This window comes from Shewanella sp. ANA-3 (genome assembly GCF_000203935.1).
Classification (GTDB): Bacteria; Pseudomonadota; Gammaproteobacteria; order Enterobacterales; family Shewanellaceae; genus Shewanella.
Genome location: NC_008577.1, coordinates 737,869 through 760,965, shown reverse-complemented (window position 1 = coordinate 760,965; position 23,097 = coordinate 737,869). Strand labels below are relative to the sequence as shown.

The 23,097-nt window shown below is 50.5% G+C and carries 15 protein-coding genes and 1 pseudogene; 6 read left to right on the top strand and 10 right to left on the bottom strand.

The annotated features are described in order from the left end of the window. The first annotated feature begins 373 nt into the window (after window positions 1–373). Window positions 374–844 (top strand): hypothetical protein, encoded by a 471-nt coding sequence (locus SHEWANA3_RS03395; RefSeq protein WP_011715825.1) that lies wholly within the window; start codon window positions 374–376, stop codon window positions 842–844. A gap of 62 nt (window positions 845–906) precedes the next feature. Here the strand turns inward: SHEWANA3_RS03395 and SHEWANA3_RS03390 are convergent, their stop codons facing one another. The 7 genes from SHEWANA3_RS03390 to SHEWANA3_RS03360 form a co-directional block, all read right to left on the bottom strand. Continuing rightward, on the bottom strand, window positions 907–2,157 hold the full coding sequence (locus SHEWANA3_RS03390; RefSeq protein ID WP_011715824.1) for a dicarboxylate/amino acid:cation symporter: 1,251 nt from the start codon (window positions 2,155–2,157) through the stop codon (window positions 907–909). A 390-nt stretch (window positions 2,158–2,547) separates the two neighbouring features. Next, window positions 2,548–3,420 carry a Wadjet anti-phage system protein JetD domain-containing protein gene (locus SHEWANA3_RS03385; protein ID WP_011715823.1) on the bottom strand — a complete coding sequence of 291 codons (873 nt, stop codon included), beginning with the start codon at window positions 3,418–3,420 and terminating at the stop codon, window positions 2,548–2,550. After that, entirely contained in the window at window positions 3,408–4,628 is a 1,221-nt protein-coding gene (locus tag SHEWANA3_RS03380) for a hypothetical protein (protein ID WP_011715822.1), read from the bottom strand. Before SHEWANA3_RS03380 ends, SHEWANA3_RS03385 begins: the two co-directional genes overlap by 13 nt. 42 nt (window positions 4,629–4,670) lie before the next feature. Next, window positions 4,671–5,324 (bottom strand): hypothetical protein, encoded by a 654-nt coding sequence (locus SHEWANA3_RS03375; RefSeq protein ID WP_037422308.1) that lies wholly within the window; start codon window positions 5,322–5,324, stop codon window positions 4,671–4,673. Between the two features lie 11 nt (window positions 5,325–5,335). After that, complete coding sequence (locus SHEWANA3_RS03370) at window positions 5,336–9,007, bottom strand: ATP-binding protein (RefSeq protein WP_011715821.1); 3,672 nt, start codon at window positions 9,005–9,007, stop codon at window positions 5,336–5,338. Between the two features lie 224 nt (window positions 9,008–9,231). Next, window positions 9,232–9,843 carry a response regulator gene (locus SHEWANA3_RS03365; protein ID WP_011715820.1) on the bottom strand — a complete coding sequence of 204 codons (612 nt, stop codon included), beginning with the start codon at window positions 9,841–9,843 and terminating at the stop codon, window positions 9,232–9,234. Next, complete coding sequence (locus SHEWANA3_RS03360) at window positions 9,840–11,828, bottom strand: PhnD/SsuA/transferrin family substrate-binding protein (RefSeq protein WP_011715819.1); 1,989 nt, start codon at window positions 11,826–11,828, stop codon at window positions 9,840–9,842. The genes SHEWANA3_RS03365 and SHEWANA3_RS03360 overlap by 4 nt, the downstream gene beginning before the upstream one ends. Before the next feature lie 254 nt (window positions 11,829–12,082). On the opposite strand from SHEWANA3_RS03360, the gene dsrO reads away from it, so the two are divergent. The 4 genes from dsrO (at window position 12,083) to SHEWANA3_RS23875 (ending at window position 18,682) form a co-directional block, all read left to right on the top strand. After that, entirely contained in the window at window positions 12,083–12,838 is a 756-nt protein-coding gene (gene dsrO / locus SHEWANA3_RS03355; RefSeq protein ID WP_011715818.1) for a sulfate reduction electron transfer complex DsrMKJOP subunit DsrO, read from the top strand. Beyond that, entirely contained in the window at window positions 12,828–13,922 is a 1,095-nt protein-coding gene (gene nrfD, locus SHEWANA3_RS03350; RefSeq protein ID WP_011715817.1) for an NrfD/PsrC family molybdoenzyme membrane anchor subunit, read from the top strand. Before dsrO ends, nrfD begins: the two co-directional genes overlap by 11 nt. A gap of 62 nt (window positions 13,923–13,984) precedes the next feature. Further along, on the top strand, window positions 13,985–17,092 hold the full coding sequence (locus SHEWANA3_RS03345) for a tetrathionate reductase subunit A (protein ID WP_011715816.1): 3,108 nt from the start codon (window positions 13,985–13,987) through the stop codon (window positions 17,090–17,092). A gap of 291 nt (window positions 17,093–17,383) precedes the next feature. Next, the gene (locus SHEWANA3_RS23875) at window positions 17,384–18,682 is read left to right on the top strand and encodes a PAS domain-containing methyl-accepting chemotaxis protein (protein WP_011715815.1); all 1,299 of its coding nucleotides are present in this window, start codon (window positions 17,384–17,386) and stop codon (window positions 18,680–18,682) included. A gap of 317 nt (window positions 18,683–18,999) precedes the next feature. Here the strand turns inward: SHEWANA3_RS23875 and SHEWANA3_RS03335 are convergent, their stop codons facing one another. Then, complete coding sequence (locus SHEWANA3_RS03335; RefSeq protein ID WP_011715814.1) at window positions 19,000–19,701, bottom strand: DUF3581 domain-containing protein; 702 nt, start codon at window positions 19,699–19,701, stop codon at window positions 19,000–19,002. A 259-nt stretch (window positions 19,702–19,960) separates the two neighbouring features. Between SHEWANA3_RS03335 and SHEWANA3_RS03330 the strand changes: the two are divergent. After that, a pseudogene (locus SHEWANA3_RS03330) lies at window positions 19,961–22,143 on the top strand (TonB-dependent receptor). Between the two features lie 68 nt (window positions 22,144–22,211). On the opposite strand, the gene SHEWANA3_RS03325 reads toward SHEWANA3_RS03330, so the two are convergent. Both SHEWANA3_RS03325 and SHEWANA3_RS03320 read right to left on the bottom strand, forming a co-directional pair. Further along, window positions 22,212–22,442: a hypothetical protein gene (locus tag SHEWANA3_RS03325; RefSeq protein WP_011715813.1), complete on the bottom strand. Its 231-nt coding sequence runs from the start codon at window positions 22,440–22,442 to the stop codon at window positions 22,212–22,214. 118 nt (window positions 22,443–22,560) lie between these two features. Continuing rightward, the gene (locus SHEWANA3_RS03320) at window positions 22,561–22,971 is read right to left on the bottom strand and encodes a DUF2391 family protein (RefSeq protein WP_011621427.1); all 411 of its coding nucleotides are present in this window, start codon (window positions 22,969–22,971) and stop codon (window positions 22,561–22,563) included. Window positions 22,972–23,097: the final 126 nt, after the last annotated feature.

Genomic DNA, 23,097 nt, shown 5'->3' with positions numbered 1-23,097 from the left:
TGAGAGTGAGTGCTAAGCGTCACTAAACCCGCCATAGCCAAACAATGCCGAGTGCCAAAGATTAAAACAAGCCACTGATAATAGTGGCTTTTTTATTTCCTGAACAAAAACTGTGCCTCGCACTTTGGTATTAATTTAGTCTGCATTGCATAAGTGCATGTTTGAATTGAAATTATTGCTTGAGATAATAGCCCGAGTCTTAACCTAAACGGCGTTTGATACCAAAGGCTAACCTTTTGAATCAAATTCAAGACCAATTAACCCAAAAGGGTTATTAAAATGCGTCAAGATTCTTTATAATCGCCAACATTTTGACAATGTAGCAACACAAATCATCACCTGTATTCGTCCGCACAATTAACAAGGTAGTAAAGTGAAAACACAGTTACTGGCCCTCATGCTCGTCAGTCATTTAGGCTACGCATATGCCAAGGAAGATTTAGCCACAAGCTTAGACACCGCAGAACCCGCCCCTAAAAGCCATAGCATCGACTTTATTGATAAAGGCCTCAAGCTGAGCTTGAGCTGCTCCGTTGGCGAACCCCAACCCATTTTAAACGTCACTATGGGTGAATCCTTTGCATTTGGTAGCGATCCAAGCGTGCTAATTATTCGCAGCGACAAGCAGCACAGTGTGAAATTTCGCGGCACCGCGACCTTGATGAACTTTACCAGTTTGCCAAAGGCTGACGACGATCTGTGGCAGGCGTTAGCTCAGCTACAAACTCAAGAACTAAGCCTTGAGGCCGTTTCGTTTCGCTCAAGCAAATACACTAGCTCAACCTTAGTGGCCGTGGGATTTAGTGAAGCGGTCAGCCAGCTAAAACAGAAGTGTAGCCAGTAAGGGCGTGTCTCGTCCTGATACAAAAAAGCCACTGTAATCAGTGGCTTTTTTAGTTGTGCGATTTAAGACTCGCTATCGACCAGCTCGACTTGATGGGTCTTTTCGGTTTGGTCGACTATGGTCAACACCGCCGTATCCCCCACTACGTTGCAGGAGGTCAGCACCATGTCGATGATACGGTCCAGTGCGGCCACAATCGCAAAGGCTTCAATCGGCAAACCCATTTGATGGATTAATACCCCAATCATCACCATGCCGCCACCGGGTACACCACCCGCGCCAACGGATAACAGGAAGATACTAAACAGCAGCGATGGCAATTGTTCGCTGGTGATTGGCATGCCGAAAGCATTGGCGACAAAGAAAATCGCAATCGTGATATAAATTGCCACGCCGCCCATATTCATGGTCGCCCCAAGCGGCACGCCAAAGCCTGCCACGGCGCGATTCACCCCAAGCTTTTCCGTTAGGGTGCGCATAGTCACAGGAATGGTGGCATTAGAGCTGGCGGTAGACAGGGAAAACAGCACTTGCTCTTGGGTTTTCTCGCGAAAGCTCTTGGCCGAAATCGGTGTGAAGAACCCCACCGCCAGCGGATAGACCACAAAAATCCACAGTAATAACAGCGCCAGAATGATCACGACATATTCGAGCACACTGATAAATACCGCCGCATCTAAGGTGGCGCCTAACTTAAACATCAGCGCAAACACGCCATAAGGCGCAAGGCTCATCACCACAGAAATCAGTTTCATCATGATTTTATTGGCGGTTTGAAAACCTTGTACCGCGCCAGCCACATGCTCGCCGAGGGATTTAATCACCCCACCCAGCATCAGTGCCATAAAGATCACTTGCAGCATATTGCCCGACATAAAAGCCGCCACCGGGTTGCGCGGCACTATATCAATCAGCAACGCCATTAAGCTGGGGAGTTCGGTCGCGGTAATGGCCACACCATCTGTGCTGCTCATATCGACGCCTTTACCAGGGTCGAGCAGTAATACGACTAATAGGGCGGTTGAGATAGCGACCAGGGTATTAACGATGTAAAAGCCGAAGGTTTTGCCGCCAAGGCGGCCAAAGCTTTTTAAGTCCTGCAGCTCACATACGCCGCAAACGATACTGACAAACACCAGAGGCACGACCAACATCATGATCATATTGACGAACATGGTACCGACGCCGCCAGCCAGTTCGACTAAATTGCCAGAAAAGAAGCCAATATCGTTTAGAAAATATTGCACTAAGGTGCCAAGAATAAGTCCCGCAAACAGACCGATAAAGATCCGTGTCGAAAGTGATTTAATCATGCTTATGGTTTCCCCAAATAGCTCATCTATTATTCTTCATCTTCCTTGATGAGCAAAATCGCCATTCCCTTTTCGGTTCAGGCGGGGATAGTGAAACATGCTGGCAGTAAATTCAATGAATAAATTTACTTATTTCATTTTCAATTAAGCCAAACCCATCACAAAAAATTTGTATTTGGCTGATTTTTATTAAAAATAAAATTATCGATTAATAATCACGCTATTAACGTGCAAGTTAAAAAATCAAAATTTAAACAGTATTTAAACTAAATAAACACAACTGAACGATTAAGCATGAATAACGCTAGATTTAAAAACCAAATAAACATTTTAATTAGAATTTAAAACTACAAATAGTGATATTTACAGAGAGATGGGGAAGGGAAACGACTAACAATATGCCAGTAGCACTAGCTCAAGCCGATGCGCCAGCAGGTGCTGCTGTTTAATGCTAATGCGTTGCTGAGTTAACCAAAGGCTTAATTGCCGCCAATTTTTTAAATCGGCTGACTGTAAATATTTAGCCTGAGGCGCTTGCTTGGCAAAATCATCAGCGGAATTAATCTGTGGGATAGCGAGTAACTCGTTGGGCGCAAAAAGCGCTAACTGCGGCACGATACAATGGGTCATGCCCGTTAAGGTATGGGCAATTTGCAGCCCAGCGGGGTCGAGATCGGTAAAGGCAATGATCGGCACTTTACCCGCCATCGCCTGTAAAAACTGTCGCACACCAATGGGGGAATGGTGGCCGCTACCACGGTAAATCACCATAACGCGGCTAAGTTCGGCGGGTAAGCGCGCTTGAGTGATGGCATCAAATATATCTAGGTTTTCAATCACTAAGATGGCGTTAACATTAAGCTCATGGCAAAGCTGTTGCGCTTCATCTATGGGAATACGTAACGAAGAGCGCGTAGACATCCCCATGGGAGGCGAGTCAAACCCGAGATACTTCAACAAAACATACTCGGCTTCGGGGCGGATGCTCGCCAGCTTTTCATTCTGGCTTTGGGCGGACATGGCGATACGGTTTAGATTAAAGTCCAGCGCCTGTAAATCCACGCCCTCTTTTGCCAATACACCTTTGCGCAGCAACTCAAAATCTCGCGGCGCAAAACACAAATATTTTTCCGCGCCATCCAGCTCGCCCACTTCTAACTCGCGGTAAATCGTTCGCCAATTCGGGCTGAGTTTTACCCTTGGAGAGCGATTAAGATAAACGCCCTCCAAGAGTTGCAACTGCTGCTTGCCTAGGCGAGCCATAATTCCACATCGCGGATAATAAAGTTACCGCTGTAGATGGGGTGAGGTTCGCCTAAGGGTTCTAACTCAAAGTAAGCCTTATGCTCATCGGGTAAACCTTCGTAGCCGCCAATCACTTGATAAATCCAGCTTTCGGCATCCCATGGCAGGGCTTTTTCGGCTAAGTAATCGAGCGCCGACTGGCGTAAGCCCGACTCAATCACATCGACAAAGTAAGTGTCGACCGCTTGCTTGAGTGGATTATCAGGAATATCAAAGTCTTCATTCTGCGTCAGCGGCACGGCCACATCCTGCTCGCGCACCGTTTCGACTATGCCCTGACGGCTAATCGCCTTGATATGGGCAACGATGTTCATCAGCTCAAACTCTTGGCTGGCGTTATGCACATCCACAGACGCTGGGGCCAACAGCACTTCGGCGCGATTGAAAAGACTCGGGATCTCCTTGTGGGACACATGGTCCGCAGGGCGATAATCCGGATGCAAATCGGTGTACAGTAACCAGCCCTTAAGCAAGCGGGTACGGCCGCGAATTTGCCTAAAACGGCCGAGAAGTTCCAGCAACCTGCCCTGCACCACACTGAGTTCCTGAGCGCAGTCGCTCATGGTTTCCTGCAAAGTCGTCACCAGCAGCTTACGCAGCTCACGGATATCACCGGCGATTTCACCTAATTCGCTAAACTGGAACATCTCCAAGCCATTGAGCAATTCAGACACTTGGCTTTGGGCGAGTTCGTTTTCACGGATCTTAGCGTTAATGGTACCGACATAACCGAACTCGTTGTTGATGCGTCCCCACAACACGCGGATGGAGTAACGTAAACTGTCGGCAAAGCTATACACATGCTCACTTAAATCAGACAGATACGCCTCGGCGGCACTGTAATCTGAGCTGTGGCGCGCTTCTTTATAGTGGTCGGCCAAGGTCTTAATGGTGGCGAGCGCCGAGCCGACGTTGGAGTCGATTTGGCGATTGCGCTCATCACTTAGGCCCTCTTCGAGCAAGGCACGCACCGAGCGTTTAAGGCGCAGCTCTTGGTCTGGCTCTGGGCGCCATAAAATCCCCGCCTGCTTGAGTTTTTCAACTACGGCGGGATCATGGCTCTCTTCCTTGAGTGAGCCAGCCAGATAGGCATCCATAATGATGTCAGCATGGCGACCTAACTGCTTGAGTAGCTTCACCCCAGCCTGATGTAAGTTACTGCTCATCACGACCTCCTTGGTTGATGCAGTGCGTTATCGTCCAAGGCATCATAGTAAATCCCGCTGCGTCGCCGTTTCCGCCTGCGCTTCAAGGCTGAGGCCTTCGGTCTCGTCGATAAAGCGGATCACTTCGTACAGGTAATCCAGCTTGCCGGTGGCGATATAAATTTGTTTTTCCACGTTAGGGCGCACCAGATAACCAAGCTCCACTAAACGCTTGAACACTAACTTAATTTGCGCATCGCTATTGGTACTGGTTGAACCGAATAAGCGGTATTGGCTGAGTTTGGCCAACTGCTCACGAAACGCGGGCGTATCTTCAATTCGGCTTTGCAACTCAGTTAAACGTACTGGCGCGCCTTCGCTTAGGGGGGCATCTTGGCCGCTGGCTTCCTGCACTAATACCAGCCACTCCACCATAGGGATAAGTGCCTGACAAATATCCTTAAACTGTGATGAAATCACCTTGCGCTCACTTTCGCCTAACTGCAAATAACCGCAGAAAAACACATCGCCCTCGGCGGCCGAAGCCACGGTGCGATTGATTTGATTCAAATAAGCCTCGACCCGCTCGCGGGTGCTGTTATTTTTCAATGCGCGCCAGCCATCTTCATTGGTGGTGCGGCAAATAAACTCACCTTTTAGCAAGAGTTCGATAATGGCGCCCGTGCCGACTAATACGGTTTGGTTTGACTCATTCATGGCAGCACTCATTAGATGGCCTCCTTGCTCAGGCGTTTACTCAACATATCGGCAATCGGATTGGCTTTGGGCTTCACCACCTGCAACTTCTTAGTTTGTTTATTAATAATGTAACGGTTCTCGAACAGGTTCAGCACTTCTGACTCTGGGTTCGGGAAAGCGCCTAACACGCTGATATTGTTGTTACCACAGGCATCGAAAATCTTCTTCACGTTGGTGTGGTGCAGCGTGCCCAGCTCGTCGATCGGCCAGTGAATGGTCACATCGGCACGGCCACGTAACAAGCGCGTGAATGCCAACAGGAACTTACACAGGATCAAGTAAGCCATACCGTGGCTCGAGGATTCGTTCAGCTGTCTGTCGGTGCGGATAATCAGGTCGCTATTGCCCTCTTTGAGGCGCAGTTCGATTTCCAGCAACTTAGCAATGCCACCGGTTAAGGCCGCGCGGCCAATAATGTCTAAGGCGCGGCGCATGCTGTTGGTATATTCCTCATCGGGCAGACCATTAAAGCCGTCGGCCTTCCATTGTTTGAAGGCTTTAACGAACTGTTCAAGCTCAGGCCAAAACTCTAATTCACTGATCTTAGAGCGAATACGTACCGCAGATTCGGATACGCCATCGAGGAATAACTCCTCGCCCACTTCGCGGGTAATGCGCGCACTTTGGGAGGCGATGCGACGGTCGATATCGGCAAGCACATCGTAGAAGGCGGTTAAGTCGACACCGAAGATCCGTCCCTGCTCACGCAGCGCCATAATCGATTGCGGCACCATCACATTGAGTAGCTGCTCAAGCTGCGGCACTAGTTTGCGGTAATCCAGCAGGCGAATACCTTTGTCGTTGATAAAGCTCGATTCTTCGCGGGCGCGCTCCCAAGTCTCGGCTAAACCTGAGCCTGACTTGCTGGCAATCACAGAGTCGAAATGCTCCACATATTGCTTAACCGAGCCCATCAAATAATCGCGTTTTAGCAGTAAATCTTCGCCCTGACGCAAACGCTCGCCGAGGCTACCCTGAGCCTCTTCATTGTTGGCGGGCAATTTCAGCTCGGCCAACTTACGCATCACGGCGCGCAATTTAGTTAAGTTTTCAGAGGCTTCAATCTGGGCCGCATCCGAGGCCTTACGCTCGGTCTCGAGTTGTTGACGGCGGGTCTTCACTTCTTGAGTCTTGGCTTTAAGCTGCTGATCGATTTCCGAGGCGGCGCGTTTCACGTCGCTTAACTGGGTTTGCAGCTTGGGCTTACGGATAAGCCAAGTGTGTTGATACCAATCGTCGAAGCGCAATACTTCGCTGCGACGCTGCTCGGCGCGGCTGATTTTGGTTTCAAGCTCACGGATTTGTTGCTTGAGCTTAAGGATATTGTCCTCATCCACACCTCGGGATTTAAGCTCGTTTTTGTACCAGGTTTCACAGGCTTTTTGCTCGGCCTTAGCGCTTTCGCGGCGGGCATCGATAGTGGCCTTGATTTGCCCCAGTTGATTGTCGAGCGCGCCAATGACTTCCTGCCAGTAGGCTTGTTTTTCCATCCGCGCTTCGAGCGCCTGCTCTTTTTGCTCTTCGAGCCAGAGCTGATGTTGGTGCTTAAGCTGTTTTAGCTCGCCATCGAGTTGAGTTAAGCGCTGCTGGGCAAAGGCTTTACGCTCGGCCAGCGCCTTGTTGATCTTGTCCTGCTCACTGCGTTTTTCATCGAATAGACGACGTAAATCATCGCGGCTATTCTTGTAAGCCGTGCGGGCAAAGGTCAGTTCGCGGCTGAGCTTATCCAGCTCGCCGTTAATCGCCACCAGCTGTGATTCGGCCTCGGCCTGTAATTCCTGCGCGCTTTGCAGCGCCTCTTCGGCCTTGCTTAAACGAATACGCAGTTCCTGCTCGGAGGCGGCATATTCAGGCACATCAATGGCTTTAAGATCTAAATGCACCCCAAACACAGTGTCGCTCTCGCCCGTGACCGTTGGGTGTAAATCGGTGCGATGCAGTAACTCTGGCGCAATCACTTTACCCAGACTCTGCTCCCAGCCTTGGGCTTCCTTACGCAGGAACTCGAGCAAGGTATGGGATTGCGGGAACAGCATATGGTGCAGTTCATCGAGCGCGGTTTGCCGCTCGTTAACACGCAGGCTAGCAATGCGCAGCGCTTCGTTGGCTTGGTCGCGTTTGGCGCGCAGCTTACGCTCCTCGCCCGTTAAGCGCTCAACCTTGGCATTGCAGCTTTCTTGCTCTTCGTCAGCGCGGTGAATCCGCTCGTCGAAAATCGCAAGGCTTAGCTTTTCTTCCTCGGTGTAGGTCACGCCATCGACACGTAACTTAAGCTCGGCGGCATTGAGTTTGAATTGGTATTCCTGCTCACTAAAGCTCGCCTTACCCGCATCCATTTGGCTTCGCCATTGGGCTTCGAGGGCATCGAGATCGGCTCTTGCCACTTCACGCTGTTTGTCGCGCGCTTCGCGCTGTTTGTCCTGTTCGGCGTGTAAGCCTTCCAGCTCGCGGTTTAACTGCTCGCCAATTTTGCTGCGGCGGGCATTGTAAGCCGCTTCAATATCTTGATGTTTTTCGGTTTGTAATTTATGGCGCTCGCTTAAGTTTTCCATGTCCGCGCGCCAGTTTGGCAGCATGTCCAAGTCGGCCTTGGCTTGCTCAATATTGGCATCTAAAAAGGCGCCGTGCTGATCTTCAATGGCATCTAACTCGTACTCGCACTTAGCTACGTCACCCTTGGCGGCGGATAGGTCGAGGTTAAGCTCATCGCGCACTTCTTTCCATTCGTCATCCAACATTCGAAGCTTTAAATTCAGCTCCTTAGACAGAGTTTGTTGGATCTCTAAACGGTCGGCCTCTAAGGTTTCGTCATTGCGATAACCACGGGACAGACTCGAGAGACGCATCTCAGCGCTGAGCAGTTGGTTAAATTCCTGCTCGAGCTTTTCAAACTCGGGGCGGATCACTTCAAAGCCTTGAATTAACTGGCTCTCGCGGATCCACGCCTCGACGCGTTGCGGATTGAGGCGTGAGCTGGGCGGATTCACCCCGTCTTCTTCCAAAATGGCGGCGATCATGGATTTGACCGTTTCCATTTTGCCTTCTTTGGAGTGCACCGCTTTAGCGAGTTTTTCGATATGGCGCAGTGAATGCTCACCTTCACACAGGGCGAATTGGTGCGCATAGGCTCGCAGTTCGCTGCGGTTACTGCCCGTGCTTAACAAAGTGCGATCGTTTTGAATAATCGCGCGGTATTCGCGGGTATTCAGTAAGTTAGTGGTGGCTACGCCTTGGCGTTTTAATTCTCGGCCGAGTTCTGCCATGGTGTGACATAAAATGGTGTCACCATTTTGGGTTTTAATATAATCGCTTAACTCGAAACCTTTGCCGATAAAGCGGTAGTTCACCCCTTTACCATCACCCGCCGATGCCAGCACGGCTTGATAGAGCAAGCCATCGGCCTTTTGGTATTCGTAAATGATGTAGCTTGAATCGTGTGGCAAGTACCAACGCTCGAAACTATCGCGGGTTGAAGGCACCACGCGGCTAGGATATTCGCCATAAAATACCGGCACTAAACGTTGCAGCGTGGTTTTACCCGAGGCGTTAGTACCACAAATATTGGTATGGCCATTGAGGGCGAGTTCCACAACGCCCGGAAGGTGCGTATCAATCAGCACAATACGAATCAAGCTTGGCATTTCATTCCTTATCCAAACGGGAGCACCTTATGCACAAAGCGAACGATAAGGTCATCCAAAAGCGGCCTAAGACTTCATAAATCAGCGTTAAAAGTCTTGGCCTTAAAAGTTAGCCCCTAAAATAAGGCAATCGTCGAGCCTTGGCAATTAAGCACCTAGGGCTGAATGCGTTAGCTCACATCAAACGGCCAAGGATACGCCAATTCGCGCGAACAACGGCGGTTTTATGTGGGGGCAAGGCGATCGACAATCCGGCCGTAGATTAATATCATCTCGGCGAGCGAGCCGACCTGCATGCCTTTCATTAAGTTCGCACGGTGAATTTCGACCGTACGCATGGCGATGCACAGCGTATCGGCGATCTCCTGATTCTTATAGCCTTTGGCGATAAGGGTAAGGATTTCCCGCTCCCGCGGTGTGAGAGTCTGATAAGTCTGAAGATATTGATTATCTTGATAATGCGCCTTGGCATGCTCTAGCGCTTTAACGACTGCGTCGGCCAACTTGGCACCATCGGCGGGCTTTTGGAAAAAATCCACCGCCCCGAGTTTTAGCGCCTCCACCGCCATGGGCACATCGCCATGGCCAGTCAAATAAATCACCGCCAACGGACTATTGTGCTGCACTAATTGCGCATGTAATTGCGGCCCACTTAAGCCCGGCATACGCACATCGACTAAGGCGCAACCCGGCTGGCTTAAGTCGATGGCGGCAAAAAACGCCTCGGCGCTATCAAAGTCGCGGATATTCAAGCCATAACTTTCGAGCATAAACCGCAGCGAGCGGCGCACCGACTCATCATCATCGATTAAATACACGGGCAATGCGTGGCTCATGCTGGTGCTCCATCAAACTTACGGGGTAAGGATACCTGCGCTTGGCAGCCGCCACTTAAAGCGGTTTCTAGGCTAAAGCGGCCGCCATGACTCTCGGCGATATCACGGCAAATCACCAGCCCTAGCCCTAAGCCCTCTGACTTAGTCGAATAAAAGGCCTGCATCAGCAGATTGGCATCCTCAGTTAAACCTGTGCCATTGTCTGTGACCGTCAGCAGTAGCTTGTGTTCTTGGTAACGCAGGTCAATATCAATCGTGGGCTGATAGGGTTTCGACGCATCGACCTCGCTCTGCTGGCGTTGCACACAGGCATCGGCGGCGTTTTTCAAAAGGTTGAGCAATAGTTGCTGCATGCCCACTTCATCTAAAGGCAATTGATAGGCTTCGCCGCTCACATTGGTCGAAAGCTGGATATGGTGCTGCTCCAGTTCATAGGCGAGCAGCGGCGCAGTATCGTTCACTAACTGATGTAAATACAGAAGCTGCTTAGACACAGGCCGCTTTTTCAATAAATTACGTAAACGGCTGATAATACTGTCGGCGCGGCTGACTTCTTGCTGGATTAAAGTCAGCACGGATTGTAATTCTTCAGGACTCGTCCCTCGTTGTAAACGTACCTCGGCGCCATGGCAATAATGGCCAATCGCCGCCAAAGGTTGATTGAGTTCATGGGAGAGGCTCGCCCCTAACTCCCCCGCAATCGCAATCCGCTGGGCGTGCTCCAATAGAACGCGGTTTTCACTGAGTTGCCTCTGGGTGTTTATCAACTCATGGCCGCGGCGACTAAAACGATATTCGAGCCAGAAATGGTACACATTGAGCAATACCAATATGGTTAACACAAACCATGCCCAATGTTGATGCAGTTTTACCCATTGCCACGCCCGCTGCCACCAAGGCGTTTGCAGGGGATGCATATCGAGATCTTTAAGGAGTTGATCTATCGCCAATTGACTCACAGCCGTGGTCCAACCCGCAGATTCGGCGGCTTTAGCAGCGGGACTGTCTTCGGGTAGGGCAAACAGGGCTTGAGTCACCTGTTTCGCGAGCGATTGAGTCGCACGGTTGGTTTTAGCCATAGACCAGTTGGGGTATAACCGACTCGAGACTTGGCAATGAAACCCCGCTGGCGCCTGATTATCGAGCACCCGATAATTTTGCAGCTTGATCAAACCTTCAGCCTGCATTTGCTCAAGCTGACATACAGGCACGACCGCTGCATCTAAACTTGGGGATTTATCGCTTGGCTTATCTGTCGCGCCGAGCTGATAAATAAGGTTATCGAGTGGAAAACCTAAGGGAATAATCTCCCCCACAAAACCAGGTAATTCTATGCCCTTAAGCTGTGCCTCATAAACTAAAGTAAGATAACCACCAAAGGCATTTTTGGAGACAATTCCAAGGCGCTTGCCCTTAAGATCCTGTAAGGTCTGATAGGGTGAATCGGCTCTGACCACCAGCGCAGACCCCACTTGCATCGCGGCGCCATTATTGATTGGGCTTCGAAGGGTAGCGAGCCAAGACAGGGAAAATTGCCGCGCCAACATCACCGACTGCCCAGGGTTAGTGATAACAAAGTCCAACGCTTCGGTTTCAACGCCTTTGGCTAATTCTTCAATGCTTAAAGGATGCAATCTAAAGTAACTATTAGGTATTTGCGACTCTAGCCAGCCCATCAAAGGTTGCCAACGATTGACTGTGCTCTTATAGCCCCGAATGGCCAATACGCCTACATCGACCACTTGATAACCCGCCTCTGCAGACAAAGTCGAAAGACTGTCGCTAACCAAAGCGTTATTTGCATCGAGGGCGGCTAAGGTAAGGGATGTTGATGATTCTGTGGTGGACTCTTGCCCCCCAAGCACGTTAACTGCGGCAGGATTCACGCCCGTGCTTGACATGGCAGCAGGGCTACACACTAATAATATCAATAAGATGATAAGCGTATTACTAGGCCATCGCGCAGCACAAAAGCCAACGCTCATCGCTGTTTGGAGTATGCAAAATAACGTCCTGTACAATACTTCGTCCCCATAACTTACAAAAAACAATCACAGCAGAATGCGCTATTGTAGCGAATATTTGTTGCGCTAGATCAAACCCTCTGCCGCTATGTGGAAAACCACTATAGTTATCCCCCCTTCACTTTACCAGAATGCCCTTAAACCCAGCCCTTAGTCTCAGCCGCTGATATCTACGGGCATGAAGTGAGCTTTCTGTAAGAGTGAAGGAAATCCCTATGGACAAGAGTAAACGTCAGTTTCTCGGAAAAATGGCCAGTGTGAGCGTCGGCGCCGCGCTCATTCCCGTCGTGCAAGTGCAAGCCCAACCGGCTCAAACTGCAACTACGAGTAAACGCTACGGCATGGTGATTGATCTGCGCCGCTGCGTCGGCTGTCAGGCCTGTACCGTGGCGTGCACCTTCGAAAACCTGCCACCCTTGGGGCAATTTCGTACCACAGTGCAGCAATACGAAGTGTCGCAACAGGATTCTGCTACGCCGCCCGCATTTTTGATGTTGCCAAGACTGTGTAATCACTGTGAAAACCCGCCTTGCATCCCAATTTGCCCCACGGGTGCCACCTTCCAACGCCCAGATGGCATTGTGGTCGTCAACAACGAATGGTGCGTCGGTTGTGGCTATTGTGTACAAGCTTGCCCCTACGATGCGCGCTTTATCAACCATGAGACCAACACAGCCGATAAATGCACCTTCTGCGCACACAGGCTCGAAGCTGGACTCTTACCCGCCTGTGTCGAAACCTGTGTCGGCGAAGCAAGGGTGATTGGCGATCTAAACGATCCTCACAGCCACATAAGCCAGTTACTCAAGGCTAATCAAGCGGATATCAAGGTGCTCAAGCCCGATGCCAATACAGCACCTAGAGTGTTTTACATCGGCATGAACAGCGCCTTTGAAGATCGCATTAACGGCCAAGCCCCCGTTCGCACCCTACTGACAGACTCTGGCGAGGAGATCCACCATGGTCATTAAAGAAATCTTTACTCCAGATATCGCCATCACTTGGCTGCCATGGGCAGTGCAATACTTCTTTTTAATGGGTTTGGCCTACGCCAGTGTGTGGGTGGCGACCATTCATTTATTTAGTGCGAAACAAACCGATGCCAGACTGCTCAAACTCTGCGCCTGTTTGATGCTTACCGCTGGCATAGTCGCCCCGATTGCGCTGCTTGCTGACCTGCACCAACCGCTGCGGGCATGGCATTTCTATGCCCAAATCAGACCGCATTCGTGGATGTGGTACGGCGCCTTTTTACTGCCGCTATTTTCGGGCACGAGTCTAGTGTTTGCTTGGCTGTTACTGCGCCAATACTTGCCAACTAAAGCCTCGACACCAGGGGAATCGTCCCAAGATTGGGTAAGGCGTATTGCCCAACTTATCCGCCTAGGAGACTGGGATAGTGATAAATGGATCAAGCCAATCGCACTGATTGCTAGCCTAAGCGCCTGCAGTATCGCGCTTTATACCGGAATGGAAACCATGGCGATCAAAGCACGGCCGCTCTGGCACACCTATTGGTTACCCCCATTGATGGCGACCAGTGCCCTACTCGCCGCCTGCGGCACTCTCGCCCTGCTCAATCGTGTTTTGCACGGTTATCAAGCCAGCACCCAAGACAGGTTGCTGCAATGGGTCAGGGCAAGCTTTGGTCTCTTCACCCTGTGTCTTATCGGCTGGGCCTTATTCGATAAAGGTTCGGCGCACGAAGCGGCGCTGTTATTAGACACCAGCCCAAGCTGGCAACTCGCCGCCATCTGGGTATTGGTCACCCTCGCTTTGCTAGCATTGGTATTGGCAGTACGCCGCCTCCCCTCGGTATTGATGTTAGTCGTCAGTTTAACGGCGGTGCATCTGGCATGGGGATTTCGCTGGATTGTACTTATCCAAGCGCAAACTGACCCTAAATACGGCGCGGGCACTTATTTCTATCAATTGCCATGGGGGCCAGAGGGCCTATTGGGTATCGCTGGCACCTTCGGCCTCTGGCTCGCACTGATGGTACTAGTGTCTGAATTTATTCGCTATCACCCCAACTCTGCCCGTCAGGCCTTGTGAGCCACAGCACTTTAATTAAGAGCATTGGCATTAAGAAAAGTTACCGCATTAAGGAGTCCGTAATGGATAAGAGTAAACGTCGTTTTATCAAAGGCGCAGCTGTGACGGGTGGCGTGGGATTATTTGCCGCAGGTTACAGCCATACCTTAGCGCAAATGGGCAAGGGGGTGGTGAATGGCAGTTCGGGCAAGACCACCCAAGATCCCATCCATGGCAATTCGCTAGCCCCTGAATATAAAGTGGATTTAACCTCAGGCCAGCTGATTGGCAACGATGAGCAACGCATCGCCAATACCATGTGTCTCGGCTGTTGGACCAAGTGTGGCGTGCGCGCCCGTATCGATAATAAGACCGATAAGATCCTCCGCATCAGCGGCAATCCCTATCATCCGCTCTCGGCGCGGGAACATATCGACTTCGATACGCCGATCAAAACCGCCTTTGTGGGCTTGAGTGCCTATCAGGAGCAGGGCTTACAGGGACGCTCAACCGCCTGCGCTCGTGGTAATGCCATGTTAGAACAATTAGATAGTCCCTATCGCGTCACCCAATGCCTTAAACGGGTCGGGCCGCGTGGTAGTGGTCAATGGCAAAGCATCAGTTTCGAGCAACTGCTGACCGAGGTCGTCGATGGCGGTGACTTATTTGGCGAAGGCCAAGTCGAAGGCTTAAGAGCCATTCGCGATATCAGCACACCACTCGATGCCAATAATCCTGAATATGGCCCCAAGGCTAACCAGCTATTGGTGTCGAACGCTTCGGATGAGGGCCGCGATGTCATCATTAAACGCTTTACCTTCAATAGTTTCGGTACACGAAATTTTGCCAACCACGGCGCCTATTGCGGCTTTACCTATCGCGCAGGTGCGGGTGCCCTGCTCGACGATTTAAAGAAATACGCTCACCTTAAACCCGATTGGGACAATAGCGAGTTTCTGCTGTTTATCGGTACCTCGCCGCAGCAATCGGGCAATCCTTTTAAACGCCAAGCGCGGCAGTTGGCCAACGCTCGGGTCGATGGGCGAGAATTCAGTTATGTGGTGGTGTCGCCCATGTTGCCCAACACCTCGAACCAACCCTGCGCGGGTAACAATACTTGGCTGCCCATTCGCCCCGCAACCGACTCCGCCCTTGCCATGGGCATGCTGCGCTGGATTATCGATAACCAGCGCTATGCCAGTGCATTTTTAACCGCGCCCAATGTCGAGGCGGCGAAAGCTGCGGGTTATCGAGGCTTTAGTAATGCCAGCTTCTTAATCATCAGCACGCCAAATCACCCCAGATACGGCCAATATTTGTATGCCAGTGATCTCGGCCTGCCCTTCGAAGGTAAAGCTTACGGCGAGCAAGACTCACCTCTGGTTGTCGATGCCGCTACTGGGCAGATCCTACCCGCCGGACAATGCGCCAAGGCGCAACTTGAGGTGGAGCAAAGCGTGAATACGCCAAAGGGCGATCTGAGGGTGAAATCGAGTTTTCAACTGCTCAGTGAAGCCGCGCGCAGCGTCGAGATGGCGGACTATGCCAAGGAGTGCGATATTAGCGAGGCGCAAATTGCCGCCCTCGCCCACAAATTCACGGATCACGGCACTAAGGCGGCGGTGATTTCCCACGGCGGCACTATGAGCGCCAACGGTTTTTACAGCGCATGGGCGATCATGATGCTTAACGCCATGATTGGTAACCTAAATCTTAAGGGCGGCGCAATGGCTAAGGGCGGTACTTTCCCCGCCTTTGGGGCTGGCCCAAGGTACAATTTGCAGGAGTTTGACGGCATGGTCGAACCTAAGGGCGTATTCCTTTCCCGCTCTAAGTTCCCCTACGAGAAAACCTCTGAATACCGCCGTAAAGTCGAGGCGGGTGAGTCGCCCTATCCGTCAAAGGAGCCTTGGTTCCCCATCTCATCGCCCCTGCTCGGTGAGCATTTGACTGCGGCGGTGCACGGTTATCCCTATCAACTCAAGGCGTGGATCAACCATATGGGTAACCCGATTTATGGTCAGGCGGGTCTCGGCGAAGCTATTGGTGCACAATTAAAAGACCCCAAAGTATTGCCGCTATTTATCAGCATCGACAGCTTTATCAATGAGACCTCGGCGCTGTCGGACTACATAGTGCCCGACACTTTAACCTATGAATCTTGGGGCTGGAGCGCCGCGTGGCACGGCACGCTCACTAAAGAAGCCACCGGGCGCTGGCCGATTGTCGAGCCGAGGGTCGCCAAAACCGCCGATGGCGATGTGATTTGTATGGAATCCTTCCTTAGCCAAGTGGCGATAAAGCTCAATCTGCCCGGCTTTGGCGCCAATGTGGTCAAGGCCGCAGATGGCAGTTTGCATCCCCTGATCCGCGCGGCCGATTTCTCGCTCTACGGCGCGGCGAACGTGGCCTACCTTGGAAAACCCGTTGCCGATATCAATGCCGAAGATATGTACTTCAGTGGTGTTGGGCGCATTCAAGCGGAACTCAATGCCAGACTCAAACCCGAAGAGGTCAAAAAAGTCAGTTACTTATTTGCCCGTGGCGGCCGCTTTGAGAATATCAGCGCGGGACGCGATGAGGCGGGCAACCCCAGCAAGGTTTGGCCAAAACCTTTAATGCTGTGGAACCCAGAGGTCGGCAGTCGGCGCAATAGCTTAAGCGGTGAATATATGAGCGGCTGTCCACGGCGTTATCATCCTGCGCTCGCCAACGGCACACCCTTGGAGCAAGCATTCAATAAGTCACAGTGGCCGCTGCTGATCAGCAGTTATAAGTCGCATACCATGAGTTCGATGAGCATAGGTTCGGATCGTTTGCGCCAAGTGCACCCCAATAATCCGGTGCGCATCAATGAGCAAACCGCCGCACGCCTTGGCATCAAGACCGGAGATACGGTCAAGATCAGCACGCCAAATGGCAGTGTGGTGGCCTTGGTGGAATGTGTGGCGGGCGTGCATCCCGACTGCATTGCCATCGAGCACGGTTATGGCCATAAGGAGTTAGGCGCGCGGGACATAGTCATCGATGATAAAAAGATTGCCGCCAATCCGCTGATCCGCGTCGGAGTCAATATGAACGACTTGAATCTGTTCGACCCAAGCCGCCATGGGCGCTATCCGCTGGTGGACTGGGCCAGCGGTGCATCGGCGCGGCAAGGACTGCCCGCCAAGATAGAGAAAATCGCTTAACCTAGGCTCGCCATCCAAGGCGCTTGCAGCGGCGCCTTGGATAAATAACCGGTCTTTGAAGCGCGACACATGCCGTTCTTTTTTATCCTCAGCGTGATCTTATTTTGACGATAATTGGTATCTATCTCACAGCATTAAGTTTCGTTGAAATACCTCTTACGAGTAAAATCATGGCTATAGTTACACTATATTGCACTATGCCGAACGCTAAGAGCCTAATGCTATGTGCCTATTGCTCAGCTTAGGCTATTAACGCCGTCTTTGAGTTAACCCACTCATCAGGAGTATTCAGTGTTTAATTCTTCACTACGTAAAGACCTCGCAGAAAGCGAAACCAAACGCAGGGAAGCCGAGGCCGTTGTCGATTCAATCAAGGCGAGTATCGCGACGATTGAGTTTACCCCCGATGGCATCATCCTCGATGCCAATCCCCTGTTTTTGAAGGCTGTAGGCTACTCACTGGACGAGATTGTCGGTAAACACCATAAATTATTTTGCGCCGAATACTATGTAAATACCTCGGAATATCAACAGTTTTGGCGCGAATTAAAGCAAGGACAGGCGAAGGAAGGCAAATTCCCCCGCGTACACAAGAATGGTCAAGAGATCTGGCTCAGGGCGACCTATTTCCCCATCAAGCTGGATGGCAAAATCACTAAGATCATGAAAACTGCGGCGGTGATCACCGAGGATAAATATCAGCTAGATGCTCAGGCGGCGCTGTTTAGCGCCCTGCAAAAATCCCAGGCGATCATCGAGTTCAGCCCCGAGGGCAATATCCTCAATGCCAATGCTAACTTCCTCAGAACCATGGGATATAGCAAGGAGCAACTCCAAGGCAAGCATCACCGCCTGTTCTGCTTCGATAACTTCTATCAGGATAATCCCCATTTTTGGGATGACCTGCGACGTGGGCAATACAAGAAAGGCCTATTCCAACGTAAAAATGCCTATGGGGATTCGATTTGGCTTGAGGCCGTCTACAACCCTGTGATGGATGATCACGGCAAAGTGGTAAAGGTAATCAAGTTTGCCAGCGACATAACCCAGAGAATTATCAAGAGCCATGCGATTCGGGATGCGGCCAATATCGCCCATGCCACCTCGCAGAGCACGGTTGAACAGGCTAACCGCGGCGTGCAGTTACTCGATGCGACGGTAAACACCTCAAACGCGATTGCGGCGCAGACCCATAAAACCACAGAGTCTATGTTGAAACTCAACGAGCAATCTCAAAGTATTCAAGCAATTGTGGCAACAATCAGTGCCATTGCCGATCAAACCAATCTACTGGCCCTCAACGCCGCCATCGAAGCTGCCCGCGCGGGCGAACAAGGCCGAGGCTTTGCCGTAGTGGCCGATGAGGTGCGCCAATTAGCGGCGAGAACCAGTAAATCGACCGGCGAAATCGCCGCTGTGGTCGATAAGAACAGCCAACTGACGGCCAGTGCCACCAGCATGATGAATGAGGTTGAGCGCATCGCCGAGGAAGGCAAACAGCAATTAGCGGAAGTCACCGCCGTGATGGGCGATATTCGCACCGGCGCGGAGAATGTCGCCGAGACAGTCTCGCAACTTTCTATTGATTAACCCATTCTGACCAAGCGTTAAGGGATAAGCGTGACGCTTAAGCTAAAGGCTAAATTGCATGGCTGAGCGAATAATTGAAGTGGGAAAACTGCGAAAGAAAGCGAGGTTCGCAGGCTTAAGCGGTTAGAAGGTTAAGTTAGAGAGCCAGCTAAACCCTTGGGATAATAGGCTTTAAAGCAATTGTAATCCCAAATGGTTTGAATTGAGTCTTAGCCGTTATCGGCGCCTTGGTTTTCCCTCGGCGCCTTACTTACCAAATCACTCAAGTCTTACTTAAAACAGGTCTTACTCGAAACAGGTCTGGCTCAAAATACCGCTTAAAAATCGGTTTTGCGCCCTTCATAGGCGGCACACATTTGTTGCATTTGCGTCTCTTCGTAGGGGCGCAGGCCACTCATGACTAAGGTTTTAATCCCTGTGCCAACGAGGGTATCGCCGCTATGCAGTTCAAAGTGCAGCGTCACATCGCCACGCTTACCATCAATTTTAAGCTCTTGTTGTACAAGCGATAACTTCACTTCCACAAAATCGAGGCTGGTTAAGTCGAATGACATGCTCTCGTAGATCACTAAGGGACGCTCGGGGTTAATCATCACTTGATGCTGTTTCATCAAAGGCACCAAGATATCGATAAAATTGTGTCCCGAAAACGCCACATAGTTGCGAATAAAGGATTCGGTTTGCGCGTCGCAACGACTCACATCGCCCTGACGACTCACCTGCAAATAGGTTTTCTCGCGGTTATCGCAAATCGAAAAACTGTCACTCACCTGCTCGGGAAATTGCAGCTCGACGCCATCACCGACCATGCCAGCAAAGGTAAACTTCATGTTCTGGCTTAAACCGTACTGGGTTAAGACGAGGGCAAACAGCAAGTCGCCGGGCACACAAAAGCGCTTAGCACCCACATCGTGGATAGGGTTAAAGTCTTGGGCGATTTTCTTGGCGAAGTCACTGGCTTGTTGTGCAGAAACAGAAATTGATTGATTTTGCTTAGAAAAATACGGCGATAGGAACATATAAACTCGATCTTAACTGGCTCAATATTGGGCGAATAACAAAGGTGCAACGAGTCTACCTCAGTTTCGGCATTTCACTCACCCGATGACTTATCCTCTTAGGGTAACGAACAAAGTAACATCTGACTTACATTTGTAAAGATAAAGAATTTTAAGTTGGTTTTAAGTTAACAAAACTAAGCTCCGCGGCCGCAAACGAGAACAATTCCTGTTTGCAAAAAAAATAAAGACAAGCACCATGTCCGATTCGGAGAGCCCAATGACCCAACTTAGCCCAATGCGCCTTAGCTTATTGGCCTGCGCATTAACTACCGCCTTCAATGCCCAAGCCAATTCGCCCACCCAAGCCCCCGCAAAAATAGAACAGATCAGTATTTTCGGCAGTAAAAATCCCCTCGATACCACCCCAGGTAGCGCCCATCAAATTACCGAAGCCGAATTAGAAACCTTTAAATATTCCGATATTATGCGCACCTTGGCCTCTGTGCCCGGCGTTTATATTCAAGAAGAAGATGGTTATGGTCTGCGCCCGAACATTGGTATGCGTGGCACGGGGCAAAATCGTTCTGAAAAGATTACCGTGATGGAAGATGGTGTTCTCGCAGCTCCCGCCCCCTATGCCTCCCCAGCGGCTTACTACTTCCCTCCTCAGGCAGAATGCAATCGGTTGAAATCCTTAAGGGAAGCTCAACGGTAAAATATGGCCCCCGCACCACGGGAGGGGTGATTAACATGCTGTCTCGGCAAATTCCTCAAGAGGCATTAGCCGGCAAAATTGATCTGGCCTTAGGCCAAGATGGCTTCGGTAAATTACACACCTATGCGGGCGGACAAGGCGAGCGCATTGGCGCTGTGGCCGAGATTTATCGCTATCAAGCCGATGGATTTAGGGAGATAAACACGGTCGGCGGCGACACTGGCTTTACTAAAAATGATGCCTTAGCCAAGGTCAGAGTTAACACCGACCGCACGGCCACATACCAGCAATCCCTTGAACTCAAATTGAAATTTGCCGATGAGACCTCTAACGAAACCTATATGGGTCTAACCGATGCGGATTATCAGGCCTCGCCCTATAGTCGCTATTCGGCCTCGCAAAAAGATCAGATGACCACAGAGCATAAGCAAGTACAGCTCAACCATATTATCGATTTTAGCGACACGCTAAGCCTTAGCAGCATTGGCTATTACAATGATTTTCATCGAAATTGGTATAAGGCCGACAAGGTTGGTGGTGAATCATTAAGTGGCAAAGGGATCCAAAATGCTGCCGACTTTGATGCGGGTCTGCTCTCTGAGCTTGAGGTCAATGTCAAAGCCAATAATCGCAGTTACCTCGCCCAAGGGATACAAACGGAACTCAATTGGTTACTCGGGGATCACGACCTCGCCTTTGGTCTTCGTTACCATGAAGATGAAATGGACAGATACCAATGGGCCGACAGTTATGCAATGGACGCCAACAGTGTCATGTTACGCACTAAGAGTGGTGTCCCGGGCACCGACTCTAACCGTGTCGATAGCGCCACGGCATTTGCGGCCTATGTACAAGATAAAATCAGCCTAGACGCGCTCACCATTACCGCCGGCCTGCGCTGGGAAGATGTCGAAACCCAACGCCGCGATTGGGGTAAGAAGAATCCGGGCCGCGAGGGAAATCCCGATAAACAGGTTGAAAGCCAGTTCAATGCGCTGCTGCCTTCGTTATCAGCAACTTACCAGATTAATGAGCAAGTATTACTTCTGGCTGGAGTACAAAAAGGCTTCTCGCCCGCCGCGCCCGGCAATGCTAAGGGACAAGAAGAACAAAGCTGGAACTATGAGGCTGGCGTTCGCTACCATCAAGATGCATTTAATGCAGAGTTAATCGGTTTCTATAGCGATTACAGTAACATGCACGGCAACTGCACGGCGGCGCAAGGTTGTGATGACACTAAACTCGACAATCAGTACAACGCAGGCGAAGTAGAAGTCAAAGGCCTCGAACTCAGCCTCGCCCACGAGTTTAATCGCGCCGGAGCGATGAGTTTTCCAGTCAAACTCGCCTACACCTACACGGATGCCGAGTTTGGCAATAGTTTCGAATCTGAGTTTGAAACTTGGGATAAGGTTGAAGCGGGTTACCAATTAACCTATCTACCTGAAAACCAATTGTATATTTCAGCAGGTGTGCAATCGCAAGACTGGCAAATCACAGTGGCGGCACGTTATACCGATGAGATGCGAACAAAAGCAGGTGCAGGCGCCATTCCCGCAGATGAAGTGATTGAGGCCAAAACCTTAGTGGACTTGTCGGCGCGTTACTTTGTCACCCACAGTCAGGAAGTGTACTTAACCGTAGACAACCTCTTAGATGAAACCTATATGACGACGCGAGTACACGGCTCTATTTTTGCCGGAAAACCTCAAACGATCACACTCGGTTACAGCTATAAATTTTAATCCCTCGTAAAACGAACAAGGGCAAACCCAGTTTGCCCTTGTAAATCATCTGTCTGCAATCACTGCGACTAAACTCGCTTAAATTCGCGCTTTAACTGAAAACTCTCGTCGGTCACCAGTTGTTCTAACACCTCAACCCGCTCGCGCAGCTTATCAAGCTCAATTCGTAACAGTTGGTTTTCGGCCTGAAGCTTAGTACTGACCGAATTGCCGCGCTCGCGGATCTTCATAATCGCGACTGTATATCCGCCGACAATGGCAAAAATAGGGATAAGTAATGCAAGCGTTGCTGCGTTCATAACGGGTCCTTTTCGAATTTATCTCTTAATCCAGTATGTGCAACATAACCTAAATGCACCAGTGACAAAAGTCATGAGTTGTCACTAAGCAGTTGAGCGGCTCTTTATCAAGTCCACGCTATTCCTTATCGAAACTATCCACCACAATCGCCCCCATAGAAGCCGGCATAGTAATCACGATAATCCGCTTAATGGAGGTCAAAGGGTCATCAATAAAGGGCAGCTTATCGAGGCAAAGGAGCACCAAACTCACCACACAGGCACTAATCAGATAGGCCATAACAATCCGAAAAATAAATACCGGCAGGCGGTGACGAATGTTTTGTTGGAACACACTCTGGTAAGTAAATACCCCTAGAAACAGCAGCGACAAACTCAATAACATCAGCAGATTCAGTAGCGGCAAGGTCTCCCCGAGTTGCCATGCCTCCTCCGAAAACCCAATAGGCACGGCAAGCGCAAAGGCGCCGACACAGACTTGAATCGCATCTTCGGTATTAAAACGGTAGGTATCAAAGTTAAAGCTCATCGCGCCTCCCTGTGATTTCACGGCACATCATCGCCGCACATCGAATAAGCAAATCATAACCCGTAAAATATCACCCATTGTTGCTACTTTGGCTGCGTTTTTAATGCGTCGGATAGTATCTTAAAG